Source organism: Sulfitobacter sp. L-8 (assembly GCF_056859255.1).
Genome location: NZ_JBSXOD010000056.1, coordinates 1 through 15,695, shown reverse-complemented (window position 1 = coordinate 15,695; position 15,695 = coordinate 1). Strand labels below are relative to the sequence as shown.

Below are 15,695 nucleotides of genomic sequence, written 5' to 3'. Positions count from 1 at the left end.
TATATATCGCCGCACGAGGCTCGAAGTCCAGCACCCAACGTGTAGATCTACCGTTTCATTTTGCCAGATAAACTCCGGGGGATCGCCCGTCAGGGCGATGGGGCTGGCCCCTCCCTGCCCCCACCGCCGGGCGATGTCCTCACCTGCCCAGGCACATCTCTTTCCAGGCCGCCCCCAGATCATTGGCTTTGACATCACGCATTTTCATTTCATAAACCCATGGGGTGACCAGAGGCACGACAGCGTTGTACTTCGCGGGCCAGGCGGGGGCGGACGCCGCGACATGCTTTGCCACGCCGCGTTCTTTCACCCGGTCCAGTCGGGCCTGACGCACTGCCTGCACTACATCTGCCTGATAGGCGCAACTAACCTCGGCGTCGCTGCTGACCGCCCAGGCCGGAGCAGCCAGGCTCACAGAGGCCGCCATTATTGTCACTGATAATACCTTCATCATCACATCTCCACATATCAACATCAATTCAACCTTCGCCGCGCCGCGAGGCGACTGCCCGCATGGCTTGGCCTAGTTCATGCACCAAACTAGCCGCCATGGATCGGAATACAAGGATCAGAAACGCCCGCGGCCCGGTGCGCGTGACGGACGCCGACATATGCCCCACTTGCGTGCGCGCGGTGTAGCCACGCTTGAAATGCATCCGGCGCACGTCGATGGGGACAAGCCGTTCCAACACCTGCTCCACATCCTCTCCCTCGACCGTGACTGCACACCATCCGTCGCTTTGATCCACCAGGGCCGCGTGTTCCTGCAAAGCATCTGCCGGTGCCGTGCCCACCAACATCGCCTGACGCTGTCCGAACCAGATGCAGCGCACCCCGCCCTCCTTGCCCGAAGTCCGGTTTGCCTTGGGAAAATCCACCCCGTGCGCATCACTTAACGCGGAAGACAAGGCCGCTTCCTCGCCCAAAAGCACGACCGAGGTCATCACCCCCAGGTCGGCTTCGTCCAGGTTCACACTGCCAAACGTTAACGGCAGCAGACCCTCACAGGGCATCCTCGCTTTCAGTTCAGCCACGCGCGCGCCTCCCCTCGGGGTCCACAAAAACCGGCGGACATATCTCTACCTCGACGTCCAGCTCGCGCAGATGGTCGACCACGCGCATCACCTCGCCATAGCGCTCAGGGCCACTTTTGACAAAACCCAAACCGATATAAGTCCCATAGGAAGGGGAAAAGCCCACCGACGTGATATAGCCTTGATCGTTTTCGCGTGTTGCCTCCTTACCTGCGGCAAAGACATGCGCACCAGCGCTCAGCTGCTTCACGGCACCTGTCGGCTTGAACCCGACCAACCGCTCGCGATCCCGGTCCATCAACCCAGGACGCGCGGCCATGACCTTCCCGATGCAATCCTTGGTGGCGCTTATCATAGCGCCCATGCCCACGTCGAAAGCAGTGGTACGACCGTGGATTTCGGCATGGGTGATAAACCCCTTTTCGATCCGCAACACGTTCATCGCCTCCATGCCATAGGCTCCACCCCCAAGCCCCTCAGCCCGCGCGACCAACTCGCGAAACAGGGCCTCCCCGTAACGCGCGCCCACAGCGATTTCATAGGCATGTTCACCCGAAAACGAGATGCGGAAAAGCCGCGCGGCCACGCCCAATACCGATACGTCTCCGCAGGCCATGAACGGCCAGGTGTCATTGTCGATCGGCGCATCCAGCAATCCGTTCAGCAAATCCCGGGATCTTGGCCCCGCCACGGCGAACTGCGCCCATTGTTCGGTGGTGGATGTCATCGCGACCCGCCACTCGGGACGCAGACATTGCGCCACAAATTCCAGATGCCGCATTACCGTACCCGCGGCTGCAGTGGTGGTGGTGATGACAAAATGCGTCGTGCCCAACCGGGCGCATGTCCCGTCATCCATGACCGTACCGTCTTCCCGCAGCATCAACCCATACCGGACCCGCCCGACCTTCAAGGTGGAGAACGTGTTGACATACACAAGATCCAGCAGCGCCGCCGCATCGGGCCCCTGAATATCAATCTTGCCCAACGTCGAGACATCACAGACCCCCACGGCGTTGCGCACGTGACCTACCTCACGATCACAAGATTGCCGCCACGTCTTTTCGCCCGGTTTGGGAAAATAGCTGGGGCGATACCACAAGCCGGTTTCGATCATCGGTGCCCCCGCTGCGATACCGGCACGATGCGAGGTGGTAAACCGCTGCGGGGCAAACCCCTGGCCTTGCGCCCCCGCCCCCATCGCCGCAATCGAAACCGGGGAATAGGGCGGACGGAACGTCGTGGTGCCGGTCTTCGGTATCCCGCGCCCCGTGGCGTCGGCCAACACCGCCAATGCCGCGACGTTTGAATTCTTTCCCTGATCTGTCGCCATACCTTGCGTCGTATAGCGCTTCATATGTTCTACCGACCGAAAGTTCTCTACCACCGCCTGCTTGACGTCTTTCACGCAGACATCATTCTGGAAATCCAGCCAGGCACGGCCCTTGCCTGCCACAGCCCATAACGGTGCCAGGTTATAGGGCGCGTCCTCGGTCTGAGGCAAAGCACTATCGGGTGCCTTTTTTCCCAAAGCGTCCAACACCTGCCGGGCGGCTGCGACTCCATCGGCCAGACACCCGTGGGTGGAAAACGAACCCCTGCATGCTCCCGCCGTCGTCATCCCGGGTACGGCCCCTTCGGTCGGCACGAACGCCTGAATGTCGGCGCGCCATGTCGGTCGACCATTCATGTGGCACGTCAAATGCACAGACGGATTCCACCCCCCGGACATCGCCAGACAATCCGTCTGTATCTTTTCGGTCTTCCCGTTAACAAGAATGCTGATGCTTTCCAGCTCCTTGCCTCCTTGTGAATTGCTGACCTGCGCATTCCGGTACACCGGATATTCCGCAGTCGAACGCACCTCCGCCCGACTGTCTATCACAGCGGCCACCCGCACGCCGGCAGCGGTCATATCCTGCGCCGTGCGATGTGCGTCGTCATTGTTTGCAAATACCGTGACTGCCCTGCCCGGGCTGACGCCCCACCGGTTCAGGTATGCGCGCACAGCTCCGGCGGTCATGATGCCGGGACGGTCGTTGTTCTGAAACGCCACCGGCCGTTCTATCGCACCAGCCGCCAGAATGCTGTGCTTGGCAACAATGCGCCAAAAACACGCCAAGGGGGCTCCGTCACCGCGCCCGCCTCGATGCTGGTTCACCCGCTCCAACGCGCCAAACGTTCCCTGATCGTATGCGCCCGTGACCGTCGTGCGTGACATCACCCGAACGTTGCGCATGCTTTCCAACTCGGCCACGGCGCGCGCGGCCCACACATGCCCGGGTTCACCGTCAATTTCCAGAACCTCGGCATTCAGCCGACCTCCTGGTCGCGCGTCTTCATCGGCAATGATGACATCTGCGCCGGCGCGGGCTGCTGTCAGTGCCGCCATCAACCCCGCGGGCCCCGCGCCGATAACCAATACATCGCAAAACGCAAATGCCCTCTCATAGGTGTCCGGGTCGGGTTCTCCGCTAAGCCCCCCCAGCCCGGCCGCGCGCCGGATCACGGGCTCATACACCCGCTCCCAGAACGCCTTCGGCCACATGAAAGTCTTGTAGTAGAACCCCGCGCCCAACCAAGACGCAAACAGATTGTTGACCGCCAGCAGATCCAGATCCAGGGACGGCCACGCATTCTGGCTGCGCACCTCCAACCCCTCGAAAATCTCCTGAGTCGTAGCGCGCACATTCGGCTCCGCAGCTGCGCCGACCCCGACAGTGACCAAGGCGTTCGGCTCTTCGCTGCCCGCCGTCAATACGCCACGCGGCCGATGATACTTGAACGATCGCCCCATCAGCCTGACACCATTCGCCAGCAACGCCGACGCCACGGTGTCACCCGCGAACCCGTCATAGCTGCGCCCGTCAAAGCGGAACGTCACGGTGTCGGACCGGTCGACAAGCCCCCTGCCCCTGATCCTCATCGCAAACCTTCCTTGACGCCTGATGCAAGCTCCACCGACTCGACCGCATGCGTCACCGTGTTACGTGTGACAACCAACCACGCCCCGCATCCCGATTCATGCAGCCATAGATCGCGCGTCTCTCCGGCAGGGTTGGCACGCAGATGCAGATACCCGTCCCACGCCGCGGCCCCCGCATCCGGCGCGGGACGCTCCAGCAGCACGGCATCGCCCTGGTAATAGAACTCTCGCCGGTCACGGCTTCCACAAATTGGACAGTCCAGCCTCATGCCACTCTCCCCAGGGCCCGAAACCGCCCCTCTTTCATTTTGCCAAATAAACTCTCGCCGAAGGCTCCCACACCCACCGCCTAATGCAGGTTATGCTGGGAACCGGTGCCCTCTTCATCCATCAACCCCCGGCCGGTGCGGAAGCGGTCCAGCCGATAGCGCGCTGCCGGTCCGTGGTGATGACCGGTTGCCATCAAATGCGCAAAGCTGAAGCCGGACCCCGGCACCGCCTTGAACCCACCATAACACCAGCCGCAATCAATGAACAAACCTTGGGTATCGGTCTTGTCGATGATCGGGCTGCCATCTGGCGTCATGTCCATGATCCCGCCCCAGCTGCGCAACACGCGTGCCTTGCCGATCATCGGCATCAGCGCCATGCCCGCCTCCATGACATGTTCGGCCATCGGCAGGTTGCCCCGTGCCGCGTATGATGCATAAAAATCCAGATCGCCCCCGAAGACCAGCCCGCCTTTGTCCGACTGGGAAATATAAAAATGCCCCATGCCAAAACTCACGACATGATCAATACACGGTTTTAGCCCTTCGGTCACAAACGCCTGCAACACGTGGCTTTCAATCGGCAGACGCATACCTGCCATAGCCGCGACCTGCCCCGACCGTCCGGCCACCACGATCCCGACCTTCTTGGCCCGGATCGCACCAAGCGTGGTCTGCACGCCGCGTACACGTCCGTTTTCGATATCGATCCCGGTGACTTCGCATTGCTGGATCAGATCAACGCCGCGCTCGGACGCGCCGCGCGCATACCCCCATGCCACCGCGTCATGGCGTGCCGTCCCACCCCGGGGATGCAGCAAACCACCATATATGGGGAATCGCGCATTGTCGAAATCAAGGTATGGCAAATGCTTGCGCACGCCCGCGCGGTCCAGCAGCACGGCATCATCGCCTTGGTTGATCATTGCGTTGCCGCGCCGGGCAAACGCGTCACGCTGCCCGTCGGAATGGAACAGATTGATCAACCCCCGCTGCGAATGCATCACGTTATAGTTCAGGTCTTGTTCCAGCCCCTCCCATAACTTGAGCGAATGCGAATAAAACTCGGAATTGCCGGGCAAGAAATAGTTGGCGCGTACAATCGTGGTGTTGCGCCCTACGTTTCCGCCGCCAAGATAACCTTTCTCAAGAACGGCTACATTGGTAAGCCCGTGTTCTTTTGCCAGATAATACGCGGTGCTCAGCCCATGCCCACCACCGCCGATGATGATCGCGTCATATTCGGCCTTGGGGTCGGCATCGCGCCAATGTGGCGACCAACCTTTGTTGCCAGTCAATCCTTCGCGCAACACGCGCAAGCCTGAAAACCGCATACTCCCCCCTGACCCATGATCCCCACACCAGCGCCATATGCGCTACTCAATCGTCTCCTGCGTCAAGGTGCAATGGCAGTGGCGTTGATCGTGTGCGATTTGCGTCGTAAAAATTCGCGCCGTGAACAGGACAGTCCACGGCGCATGCACGCCGTCAATGCGCGGACCCGGTCAAAGCCCCTTGGTGCGATAGCTGGCCGCTACTTTGCCGATGCTCACCAGATACGCCGCGGTGCGCAGATCGGTGACATCTGTGCGGTTGTGCCAAACCTCTGCCATGGTCTGGTACGCATCGCTCATCGTGTCATAAAGCCCCGACCGTACCAGCTCCAGTTCTCCGGCACCGCGCAGGTATTTGTCCTTGAAGTTCGGGCTCAACTGCCAGCCGATGCCGCTATCCGCGCTCAGACGCTCAAGTTCGTCCACCAATAACTGGTGACGGCTTTCTTCGTTACGCCGCTGCATCCGGCCAAAGCGGATATGGCTCAGGTTTTTGACCCACTCGAAATATGACACGGTCACCCCCCCGGCATTGGCGTACATATCCGGAATGATCACGATTCCTTTGCCCCGCAGGATTTCATCCGCTCCTGCGGTTACCGGACCGTTTGCAGCTTCCACGATCAGCGGTGCCTTGATATCTTCCGCGTTGCTCATGTTGATCACGCCCTCGAGCGCGGCCGGGATCAGGATTTCGCATTCCGCCTCAAGCAGTTTCGCCCCATTCTCCTCCAAAGGCGCATCTGGGTAGCCTTTTACGGTGCCATGTTGCGTGATCCAGCGGTGAACTTCCTCGACATCCAGACCTTTGTCATCAAACAACGCCCCGTCGCGTTCAATAATCGCGGTTATCTTGCAACCGTCTTCCTCGCTTAGAAATCTCGCTGCGTGATACCCGACATTGCCCAGCCCCTGAACCACTACGCGCTTGCCGTCCAGCTCTCCGGTAAGGCCTGCTTTTTCCATGCCCTCCACATCCCGGAAAAACGCGTGCAATGCATATTGCACACCACGGCCTGTGGCCTCGGTGCGCCCTTGAATGCCGCCGGAAATGATCGGTTTACCGGTGACACATGCAGCCCCGTTGATGTCGGTGGTGTTCATGCGCTTGTACTGGTCGGCGATCCACGCCATCTCCCGTTCGCCCGTGCCCATATCGGGCGCGGGCACGTTCTGCGCGGGGTTGATCATGTCTCGCTTGATCAACTCATAGGCAAAGCGGCGCGTTATCAGCTCCAACTCGTGTTCGTTATATTCGCGCGGATCAATACAAAGCCCGCCTTTCGAGCCGCCGAATGGCGCGTTCACCAAAGCGCATTTATATGTCATCAAGGCCGCCAGCGCTTCGACTTCGTTCTGGTTCACGCCAAGGCTATAGCGAATACCGCCCTTCACTGGCTCCATGTGTTCGGAATGCACCGACCGATAGCCGGTGAATGTTTGGATACTGCCGCGCAGGCGCACCCCGAAACGCACCGTATACGTGGCATTGCAGACCCTGATCTTTTCCTCCAGTCCCGGCGACAAATCCATGAGCGCCACCGCCCTGTTGAACATAATGTCGACGCTATCGCGAAAGCTGGGTTCATTTCCGAGGATCATTTGTTTGCTCCTGTTTGGCAAAGTGACCTTTGTGATGATGCATCACCGCGCCGCAGTTTGAACATGCACGGCGTCGGTAATAAAGGTGCAAACGCGATTTAGGGGACAAAAATGCACAGAATTTAGGCGATTTGAAAACTTTGAAGCCTGCTCCGTACATTCCATTTCCCAGACCGTGTGAACATCGTCACCCGCCCCGCGCCCCTTGGTAAGATCAATTGCACCTGCGGCAGCGTGACAGGATGTGTCCATAATACACGTGATTTCGCCCTATTTCGGCCACCTTCATCCTTCATAAACCTCACATACGGGTCCTTGTGCGGGATGACTTGTAACGCGCGCAGGCAATTGGGAACAGGAATGATGACGTTCAACGAAGCGAAAGCACGGTTACAGCCCGCTTTGCGGCGCAGGCTCGTCAGGTTTGCTCGCGAGGAAGATGGTGTATTCACCATTCTGGCGCTTTTCATGATCATGATGATGGTGCTGGTGGGCGGTATTCAGCTGGACTTCATGCGTCACGAGATGGAACGGTCGCGCCTGCAAGCAGTAGCTGACCGCGCTGTGCTGGCGGCCGCTGACCTTGATCAAACGCTTGATCCGTCTGCGGTGGTGAAGGATTACTTCGCAAAGGCCGGAATGATCGATTACCTGTCAAACGTCACGGTTGCCAACGGTCTGAACTTTCGCACGGTTACGGTCGATGCAAGTATGGAAATGCCCACCCAGTTCTTGGGACGGTTCGGTTACCCGACCTTGAGCGTGCCAGCAAGAAGCCAAGCGGAAGAACGTGTGGCAAACGTCGAAATTTCACTGGTTCTCGATATTTCGGGCTCCATGGCGCTGAACGGCCGCATCTCTGAATTGCGCAAAGCGGCTTCTGTGTTCGTGGATACGGTTCTGACCAAGGAAAGCCAGGATCTGATTTCTGTTTCGGTGATTCCCTATTCCGAACAGGTCAACGCTGGTCCCGAGATCATGAAACGTATCCCGATGAATAAATCCCACGACTTTTCCCACTGCGTTGAATTCGACGAAACCGAATTCAAAAGCTCTGCACTAGACGTCAGCAAACCGCACGAGCAAGCGCAACATTTCCAGTGGAACTATGACGGGCGGAGCAACGACCGCAGCAGCACCGTCTGCCCGCGCGCCAGCTATGAACGCATCACGCCGTTGTCCCAAAACAATACGGTGCTGAAAAACCAGATCAACGCCTTGGTGCCACGGGCCGGTACGTCGATCTTTCTGGGCATGAAATGGGCCACTGCCATGCTTGATCCGTCGTTTCGCAGTATCAACGACGGGTTGGTAGCAGCGGGACTTGTCGACAGCAAATTCTCTGGACGTCCAAAGGCGTATGATGATCCGGAAACCCTCAAGACCATCATCTTGATGACCGACGGCGAAAATTCGATATCGAACCGCATCTCGGCCGAATATTACAATACGCCAAGCAAGGTCGTGCACTGGAGCAAATACAACTTTAATTACTACCTGTATAACGCCGTCAGTTACAGCGACTGGTACAAGTATTCGTGGAGAAAATACACTCCCACACTAGGCGACCAGCTTCTCAATAGCATTTGCACCGCTGCCAAACAGAAAAACATTGTCATCTGGTCTATCGGCTTTGAAGTTGAGGATCGCGGCGCGAATGTCATGAAAAGCTGCGCGTCATCACCCAGCCATTTCTTCAGGGTTGAGGGTATCGAACTGTCCGAAGCCTTCCGTGCAATCGCGCGTCAGATCAATCAGTTGAGGCTCACACAGTGATGGGGCGGTTCAAATCGGCTTTGGGGCGTTTTCGCAAAGCGGAAGACGGTGCCGTTGTCCTGATCGAATTCGTCATCCTGATGCCGCTGGTGTTCGGCATCTTCCTGCTGTCGATCGACATGAGCCTTTATTCGTTGCGGCAGGTTCACCTGAACCGGGGCCTGGAAGACGCGGTGCGTTATATCCGGCTACACACGCGTTCCCCCATTACGCATACGATGATCAAAAACATGATTTGCAGCGGTGCCGGAACCATTGGCGATTGTGAAAACACCCTGCGCCTTGAAATGGTCAAGGTTGACCCCCGCGCTTTCAGCCAGCTTAACCAAACGGCGGATTGTGTCGATAAATCCCTGCCGGTGGAGCCGGAGCGCGGGTTTGTTCTTGGCAAACAACACGAGCTTATGTTGCTAAGGGCCTGTGTGAAGTTTGATACGATGCTCCCCGGCTCAAACTATGGTTTCGACTTTGAAACCGACGGGTCCGGTCAGGGCCGTATGATCGCAATCGCCTCCTTTGTGCAGGAGCCGAATTGATGCGCAGGCTTGTACCTTCACGATGCAACATCAGTCGATTTGGCCGAGATGAAAGAGGCAGCGCCTCAATCGAAGCGATGATCATGATACCCATGGTATTCTGGGTCTACCTTGCGATGTTCGCCTTTTTTCAGACCTATCAGGAATACAATGCCAACCAGAAAGCCGCCTATACGATCGGAGACATGATTTCGCGCGAGACATTGCCCTTGGATGCCGACTATCTGAACGGCGTGCAGCAGCTGCTGGACTACATGACCCGATCATCAGAACAAGCCAGCGTGCGCATTACATCGCTACAATACAGTCTGGCCGACAAGAGGTTCTATGTTCACTGGTCGCGTTCACGCGGGCTGAAACCCCCGGTGAACGATGCCGATGTGTCGACGTGGACATCACGTATCCCGGTCATGCCGGATGGTGAATTTATCGTCATCACCGAAACCTGGACCAAGTACAAGCCGCCGTTCAACGTCGGCCTGGGGGCACAGGATATCGAAAACTTTGTCTATACCCGGCCGCGATATGCGCCACGGGTGCTGTATTCGGGCGCGACATAAAACAAACCAAAGATCCGCCGCGTTGCTACAGCGCAGCGCCCTGCCCTGTGTATCTAAGGGCGGCTTGCCATCATTGCCGAAATGATTTCGGACATGAATTTTGTCTGACTGCCGGGTGTCATGCCACCGATGCCAACGCGTCGTCCTATCCGCCACCAAAGCCCGGGCCGCCACACGTTTCCGTCTTGGGTACCTGCGGCTGTACGCAGCAAAAATCCGTTCGAGGGTTTGAACGCAAATACGCCTCTGTCCAAAGCTTCGATATCCGCGACGCGGGCGATGACGGTGCCATCGCCGTCACGCAGTTCAGTCGGCGTCAATTCGATCACGCTGGCAGTCGCGCGCCGCATACGATCAGCCATCCAGATCGCTGCCCCGCCACAAACCAGCAAGAACAGTTGCCACCCCAGACCGGGGGAAGACGTAAAAGCGATGTATGCAAGGAAAACGCCCAACGCGCCGAGCGACGTCAGCCCTATCAGGCGGCGCCCGGAGGACGCCTTGACGGTCGCCAGAACTTCATTTGGGTCTGTGAATTCGAGGGTCATGTTCAGCGCTTTCCTTTAAGATCGCCTTGCCTACCCTTTCGCGCAAGGTTTTGGCAAGGTCGTGCGCTGTCGAAACGGTGCATTGGGTGGGTAAATCCCACGTTCACCGTTCAGTTATCACGCTTCATACGTCCGCCGCCGTGCATAGGCCCACGTTCCAGCATGGCTTGCAGCCGATCCGCATAGGCGTTGCGGGAAGCTTTGTCCATTTGTGCAATTTCATCCAGCCACGCGTCTTGTACCATCTGTTGCACATTCAACGTTGTCGTGCGTTGCTCTTTCAGCACCTGCTTCATGGCATCAATGTCGAAGGGGTCAGTTCGCAAGGTGGCGAGGGCTTGATCATACAGCCCCCGGCGGGCGGCTTTGGTCACGAACTTGTCAGCGTTTGAAGCGCGCACGTCCTGAAAAATTTCCCTCCGCCGTTCGCTGGGCATCGCCATCAGGTACGGCGTTCCGTATTCATGCATATTGTACCCCCCGCCAGCCATGTGCGGAGCCGAGAAACGGTAGGCGGTACCGGCGACAAGCCCCACAATAAGCAGGTTGGTGCCAAGCGACAGACCCAGGGCCCAGCGTAATATCTTGTCGTTGCGCGATTTCATTGCCGCCATGGTCTATCCTCCGTCTATGTCCCAGCCGAACGCCGTCAATTCGGGAACGCGGATGTCGTCAGCAGCGGCAAGCGTGTCCCCTGTGATGATCTCGGTGGCAAGATCAGGCAACAGACCTGGCGCAGATACCCCGAGCCAAAACCCGACAGCGGTCGCCGTCACCACGCCCCCCAGTGCCGGTGCCCCGCCGAACGCACGCCATAGGCCACGCCACCCCTTCGACGCGGGCTTAGGTTGCGCATCGATAGCGTCTGCCAACGCTCGATCCATGAGACCGCCAGGCATGCGCGGCGGCGTGGCCCGGGCGTCTTGAAAGAAAATTTCAAGCATATCTGTGTCAGATCTAGTCATCGTCATACCCCAATGCGTCGCGCCGCCCGCGCAACAGTTTGGCCAGCGCTTGCTTGCCGCGTGCCGTCAGACTTTCTACTGCTTCGATGCTCACGTCCAGAATCGTTGCAATTTCAGAATTCGCCAAACCGTCGATATGGCGCAACACGACGGCCTGTCTCTGTCTTTCTGGCAAGACATTCAATGCGGATTGAAGAGCGTCCCGGCGGGCTTTGTGCTGCAACTTCGTCGCAGCGCTTTCGGTCGGGTCGGCAGGTTCGGCGATATCCTCAAGGGGGATGGCACCCCGACCGCGTTTGCGCAACTTGTCGATACATAGGTTCGCCACGACCCGGTACAGCCACGTCGAAACCTTGGCGTCGCCCTCGCGCCAGTCGGGTGCGACTTTCCAAAGACGCATGAGAGCCTCTTGCGCAACATCTTCTGCCTCTGCGGCGTCACCCAAGACCCGAAACGCATGGCCGTATGCAAGCGGCGTCAGTTGTATGGTCAAAAGCCGCGCCGCCGCGGAGTCGCCCTGCGCATAGCGCGACAACAGTGCGGCGACGGGATCATCACGGTCCACATCGGAGGAGGCGCGTTCATTCATCACCGTCGAGCTAGTTGGCGCGGGCATGCAATGCAAGTACGCCCGCGCCATCCGATTACTCGGACGCCGGCTTTTTATCGCCGTCATCATCGCCGTGTTTCATGTCCATGTCTTTCATTTCCATGCCTTCCATGTCCATGTCATCCATGTCCATGTCTTTCATCCCCATGCCCATGCCTTTTTTACCATGCCGACCGTCCATATGGGCCTTGGCGAATTCGTCAGCACTTAGGGTACCGTTGTTGTCGGCATCCATTCTCTTGATCATATCCTCTGGGGAATGACGCCCCGCCATTTCTTCCATAGACAGCTTACCGTCTTTATTGGCATCCATGCGTTTCATCATCTTGGCAGCACGATCGCCCATGCGATCCTCGCCCATCGCCTCAAGCTCGGTAGCGGACAAAGATCCGTTGCCATCCTTGTCGAGTTTCTTGAGCATCCGCGCACTGTGTTCGGCACGACGTGCCGCCGCTGCGGCCTGCATCTCCTCCGCAGTCAGGAAACCGTCGCCATCAGTGTCGGCTTTGCCAAAGCGCTCCGCTGAATGCGCTTTCATTTCGTCGGCGCTGAGTTGCCCGTCGCCGTTGGTGTCCATCTGGACAAAGCGGTCCTGGCTCGACGCGCCATTACCAGGTGTGCCTTGGGCCAGTAATGCCGTGCCACCGATTGCAATCAAACCGCTAAGAAGGGTGATTTGAAGATTTTGTCGTTTTGTCATCGTATTCTTCCTTTTTGGTGATCTCAGTTTCGCCCACCGTGTTTGGCGCGGCGATACTGGGTCAAACGATGCCAACCGGAACTTCCGTCGTTATTGATCGATTTTTTTTGCACCTGCTTTGCGACATCCCGCCGCAACGGTACATTGGCTGCTTTCCTTTGGTCCCGTTTACCCCCATGTAAGCATGCAACAAGGATACCCGCCAATGACAGATCAGACGGTAAACATCGGACATTTACGATCAGAACAGCGCGGCCTGAAGCATTCGCTTTTGCGGGGCTGGCGCAGGAAATGCCCAAATTGCGGTGCCGGTCCGCTGCTTCGGGGATATCTCAAGGTGAATGACGTGTGCACGGTGTGCCGCGAGGAACTGTTTCACCATCGTGCCGATGACGGGCCCGCTTATCTGACAATTCTCATTGTTGGGCATCTGATGGCCCCGAGCCTGCATATCGTATTTGTCACCTGGCGCCCGGAACCGCTGACGTTGTTTACAATTTTTGCTGTTGGCTGTGTCGGCTTGTCGCTTTACCTTCTGCCAAGACTGAAAGGAGCCATGATCGGCTTCCAGTGGGCAAAGGGCATGGGCGGATTCGGCAACGACGATTAGCCAACCGTCCCTCGGCCCGGAAAGCACGTCAACTTAGGGGCCGTTCAATGACCATCGACAAAAGCCAGATCCGCAATGCCGCAACGGTGATCGTGATACGCGACCGGTATGAAAGCCCACGTATCCTGATGGGGCAACGCGGGGCTAAGGCCGCGTTCATGCCGAACAAGTTTGTGTTTCCGGGCGGTGCGGTTGATTTGGGCGATGCGCAGATAGCGCTTGCCAGCGATCTTCCCCGGATGTGCCGCGATCGCTTGGCCGAAGACAGTGATGCCGACCTTGCACATGCCTTGGCTGTAGCTGCAATTCGCGAGCTTTGGGAGGAAACGGGGCTTATTCTTGGGCAAAAAGGCGACTGGCAGGGAACCCCACCGGCGGATTGGCTCACTTTTGCTGAACGCGGGTATCTTCCCCATGCCGCGCCGCTGCAATTTGTGTTTCGTGCGCTGACACCCCCCGGTCGTCCGCGCCGTTTCGACGCCAGGTTCTTTTTGGTAGATGCCGACGACGTGGCGACGGACCTTGATGATTTCGACGCGGCCTGTGATGAACTTTCGCATCTTCAATGGGTGTCGCTGTCCGATGCGCGCGCCTTTGATATGCCGTTCATTACCGAAGTCGTGCTGGCCGAGGTCGAGGCACGCGCCAAAGAAACGTCACCACCTGTTTCGGTGCCCTATTTCAAGAATAACGACGAAGAAAGCCTGTTCATGCGCCTGCGTGGTCAACCGATGCCGGAATAGTCATTGCTTCGACAAAAAGTCGACTGACGGGTGTGGCCCTCGACGTTCGGACACGCCCCTGCTCAGGTCGCTGCGACCAGCATCAGAATTGACCCTACCAGCACAGCCATCCCCATCCATTCGCGCAGGTTTATCTTTTCGCGAAAAAACATCGTAGATGCCATCACGCTCAGGATCAGTTCAACCTGTCCGAGAGCCTTCACATAGGCGGCGTTTTGCAGGGTAAACGCGATAAACCAGCAAAGCGAACCGCCCATCGAGGTCAGCCCGATCCAGACGGCGACATTTCGTGCCGCCCAGACATCGCGCATCTGCCCCGGCTCGCGTAGCCGCAGATAAGCTGCCATGATGACGGCTTGCATACAGACAACGGCCGCCAGTGTGACTCCTGCCCGCAAAACCGGAAGTTCAGTCAGCACCGCCAGCGACGCGCCGCGATAGCTTACTGCTGAAATCGCGAACAGAAACCCTGACGCAATTCCCAATCCAGCCGCGCGGTTACGCAAGTCGCGCACGGCAAAGCCTTTCGCGTTCGCGCCCCCCGACAACAGCAACAGCCCTACAACGCCAAGTCCGATGGCGGAAAAGCCAAGCAGTGTCACACCTTCGCCCAAGACCATCCAGCCAACCAGAACCGTCAATATGACTTCGGTTTTCTTGAAGGTGATGCCAACGGCAAAATTGCGTTGCTTGAAGAGCAAAACCACGCAAATGGTAGCGAGAATTTGGGCGGTACCGCCGATAAGCCCATACGCCCAGAATTCAGGTAGCATCACCGGCAACGCGGTGCCGGTTAACCCTAGATACCCAACCAGGCCCGCAACTATGAACGGTGCCGAATACAAGAACCGCGAAAATGTAGCCCCCGCAGCCGACAGCGTGGCTGTGGCAAGATACTTTTGCAGCATGAACCGGCCGGTCTGAAAGACCGCAGCCGCAAGGGTGACGAGGATCCAAAGATCGGGAATGACGTAGTTCATGCAATTCTATTGGCCTGAATCTGACCTAAGGGCCAGCACGTATCCAGGCAATCTATAACTTCGGATCGGGGTTTTCTGTGTGCCCGTCCACCGCAATCACCTGACCCGAAACCAATCTCGCCCCGTCTGACCCCAAAAACACCGCCATATTGGCAATGTCACGGGCTTGGACAAAGCTGCGCATTGATGTGCCCGACGCATATCCATCATAGACCTGATCACGGGTCATCCCCTTGGCTTTGGCCTCTCGGTTCAGCACACCTTCCATGCGCGGCCCTTCGACCGCACCGGGGCAGATTGCATTGGCGCGAATGCCAAACGGTCCCAGCTCCATGGCAAGGGTTTTCATCAGGCCGATCATGGCCGAGGCTGTGTGGAAACGTATATTTCTGCTATTCTGAATGAGTAATCAGGAGATGTCGGATGAAGCGTTTCATTGAAGGTGATAATCGAGAGCAAGGGGTTCTATTCCCCGACCATCTTGAGGACTTCGTGGGCGACA

Annotated in this window: 17 protein-coding genes and 1 pseudogene; 5 read left to right on the top strand and 13 right to left on the bottom strand. The window is 57.8% G+C overall.

What is annotated here, in order from left to right; genetic code table 11:
- Positions 1 to 139: 139 nt before the first annotated feature.
- The 6 genes from AC13DE_RS16825 to AC13DE_RS16800 form a co-directional block, all read right to left on the bottom strand.
- Positions 140 to 451: a hypothetical protein gene (locus tag AC13DE_RS16825; RefSeq protein WP_413842339.1), complete on the bottom strand. Its 312-nt coding sequence runs from the start codon at positions 449 to 451 to the stop codon at positions 140 to 142.
- Between the two features lie 28 nt (positions 452 to 479).
- Positions 480 to 1,034, bottom strand: coding sequence for a sarcosine oxidase subunit gamma (locus AC13DE_RS16820; RefSeq protein ID WP_483048485.1), 555 nt, complete (start codon positions 1,032 to 1,034; stop codon positions 480 to 482).
- Entirely contained in the window at positions 1,027 to 3,960 is a 2,934-nt protein-coding gene (locus tag AC13DE_RS16815; protein ID WP_483048484.1) for a sarcosine oxidase subunit alpha family protein, read from the bottom strand. The genes AC13DE_RS16820 and AC13DE_RS16815 overlap by 8 nt, the downstream gene beginning before the upstream one ends.
- Positions 3,957 to 4,229 carry a sarcosine oxidase subunit delta gene (locus AC13DE_RS16810; protein WP_446295412.1) on the bottom strand — a complete coding sequence of 91 codons (273 nt, stop codon included), beginning with the start codon at positions 4,227 to 4,229 and terminating at the stop codon, positions 3,957 to 3,959. The genes AC13DE_RS16815 and AC13DE_RS16810 overlap by 4 nt, the downstream gene beginning before the upstream one ends.
- Before the next feature lie 80 nt (positions 4,230 to 4,309).
- A complete protein-coding gene (locus AC13DE_RS16805; protein ID WP_483048483.1) occupies positions 4,310 to 5,563 on the bottom strand; it encodes a sarcosine oxidase subunit beta family protein in 1,254 nt (417 codons plus the stop codon).
- A 171-nt stretch (positions 5,564 to 5,734) separates the two neighbouring features.
- Positions 5,735 to 7,165, bottom strand: coding sequence for a Glu/Leu/Phe/Val family dehydrogenase (locus AC13DE_RS16800; protein ID WP_483048482.1), 1,431 nt, complete (start codon positions 7,163 to 7,165; stop codon positions 5,735 to 5,737).
- Between the two features lie 360 nt (positions 7,166 to 7,525).
- Here AC13DE_RS16800 and AC13DE_RS16795 point away from each other — a divergent pair, with 360 nt between their 5' ends.
- Genes AC13DE_RS16795 through AC13DE_RS16785 form a run of 3 tightly spaced genes read left to right on the top strand, consistent with a single transcriptional unit; the run spans position 7,526 to position 10,037 of the window.
- Positions 7,526 to 8,941, top strand: coding sequence for a TadE/TadG family type IV pilus assembly protein (locus tag AC13DE_RS16795; protein ID WP_483048481.1), 1,416 nt, complete (start codon positions 7,526 to 7,528; stop codon positions 8,939 to 8,941).
- Complete coding sequence (locus tag AC13DE_RS16790) at positions 8,941 to 9,477, top strand: TadE/TadG family type IV pilus assembly protein (RefSeq protein WP_446295449.1); 537 nt, start codon at positions 8,941 to 8,943, stop codon at positions 9,475 to 9,477. Before AC13DE_RS16795 ends, AC13DE_RS16790 begins: the two co-directional genes overlap by 1 nt.
- A complete protein-coding gene (locus AC13DE_RS16785; RefSeq protein ID WP_446295416.1) occupies positions 9,477 to 10,037 on the top strand; it encodes a TadE/TadG family type IV pilus assembly protein in 561 nt (186 codons plus the stop codon). Before AC13DE_RS16790 ends, AC13DE_RS16785 begins: the two co-directional genes overlap by 1 nt.
- 53 nt (positions 10,038 to 10,090) lie before the next feature.
- On the opposite strand, the gene AC13DE_RS16780 is transcribed toward AC13DE_RS16785, so the two are convergent.
- From AC13DE_RS16780 to AC13DE_RS16760, 5 genes are all read right to left on the bottom strand, one after another.
- Positions 10,091 to 10,585, bottom strand: coding sequence for a hypothetical protein (locus AC13DE_RS16780; protein WP_446312964.1), 495 nt, complete (start codon positions 10,583 to 10,585; stop codon positions 10,091 to 10,093).
- Between the two features lie 110 nt (positions 10,586 to 10,695).
- Complete coding sequence (locus tag AC13DE_RS16775; RefSeq protein WP_446295418.1) at positions 10,696 to 11,199, bottom strand: periplasmic heavy metal sensor; 504 nt, start codon at positions 11,197 to 11,199, stop codon at positions 10,696 to 10,698.
- Positions 11,200 to 11,202: 3 nt separating this feature from the next.
- Complete coding sequence (locus AC13DE_RS16770) at positions 11,203 to 11,550, bottom strand: hypothetical protein (protein ID WP_446295419.1); 348 nt, start codon at positions 11,548 to 11,550, stop codon at positions 11,203 to 11,205.
- A complete protein-coding gene (locus AC13DE_RS16765; protein WP_483048480.1) occupies positions 11,543 to 12,166 on the bottom strand; it encodes an RNA polymerase sigma factor in 624 nt (207 codons plus the stop codon). The genes AC13DE_RS16770 and AC13DE_RS16765 overlap by 8 nt, the downstream gene beginning before the upstream one ends.
- Before the next feature lie 28 nt (positions 12,167 to 12,194).
- Positions 12,195 to 12,860 carry an EF-hand domain-containing protein gene (locus AC13DE_RS16760; RefSeq protein ID WP_483048479.1) on the bottom strand — a complete coding sequence of 222 codons (666 nt, stop codon included), beginning with the start codon at positions 12,858 to 12,860 and terminating at the stop codon, positions 12,195 to 12,197.
- A 205-nt stretch (positions 12,861 to 13,065) separates the two neighbouring features.
- On the opposite strand from AC13DE_RS16760, the gene AC13DE_RS16755 reads away from it, so the two are divergent.
- Together AC13DE_RS16755 and AC13DE_RS16750 are read left to right on the top strand one after the other, a co-directional pair.
- Positions 13,066 to 13,470 carry a DUF983 domain-containing protein gene (locus tag AC13DE_RS16755; RefSeq protein WP_446312969.1) on the top strand — a complete coding sequence of 135 codons (405 nt, stop codon included), beginning with the start codon at positions 13,066 to 13,068 and terminating at the stop codon, positions 13,468 to 13,470.
- Between the two features lie 47 nt (positions 13,471 to 13,517).
- Positions 13,518 to 14,213 carry an NUDIX hydrolase gene (locus tag AC13DE_RS16750; protein ID WP_483048478.1) on the top strand — a complete coding sequence of 232 codons (696 nt, stop codon included), beginning with the start codon at positions 13,518 to 13,520 and terminating at the stop codon, positions 14,211 to 14,213.
- 62 nt (positions 14,214 to 14,275) lie between these two features.
- On the opposite strand, the gene AC13DE_RS16745 is transcribed toward AC13DE_RS16750, so the two are convergent.
- Both AC13DE_RS16745 and AC13DE_RS16740 read right to left on the bottom strand, forming a co-directional pair.
- Positions 14,276 to 15,193: an EamA family transporter gene (locus tag AC13DE_RS16745; RefSeq protein WP_446312970.1), complete on the bottom strand. Its 918-nt coding sequence runs from the start codon at positions 15,191 to 15,193 to the stop codon at positions 14,276 to 14,278.
- 52 nt (positions 15,194 to 15,245) lie between these two features.
- Positions 15,246 to 15,557 (bottom strand): annotated as a pseudogene (locus AC13DE_RS16740) (SDR family oxidoreductase); the annotation flags it as partial.
- Positions 15,558 to 15,695 lie beyond the last annotated feature (138 nt).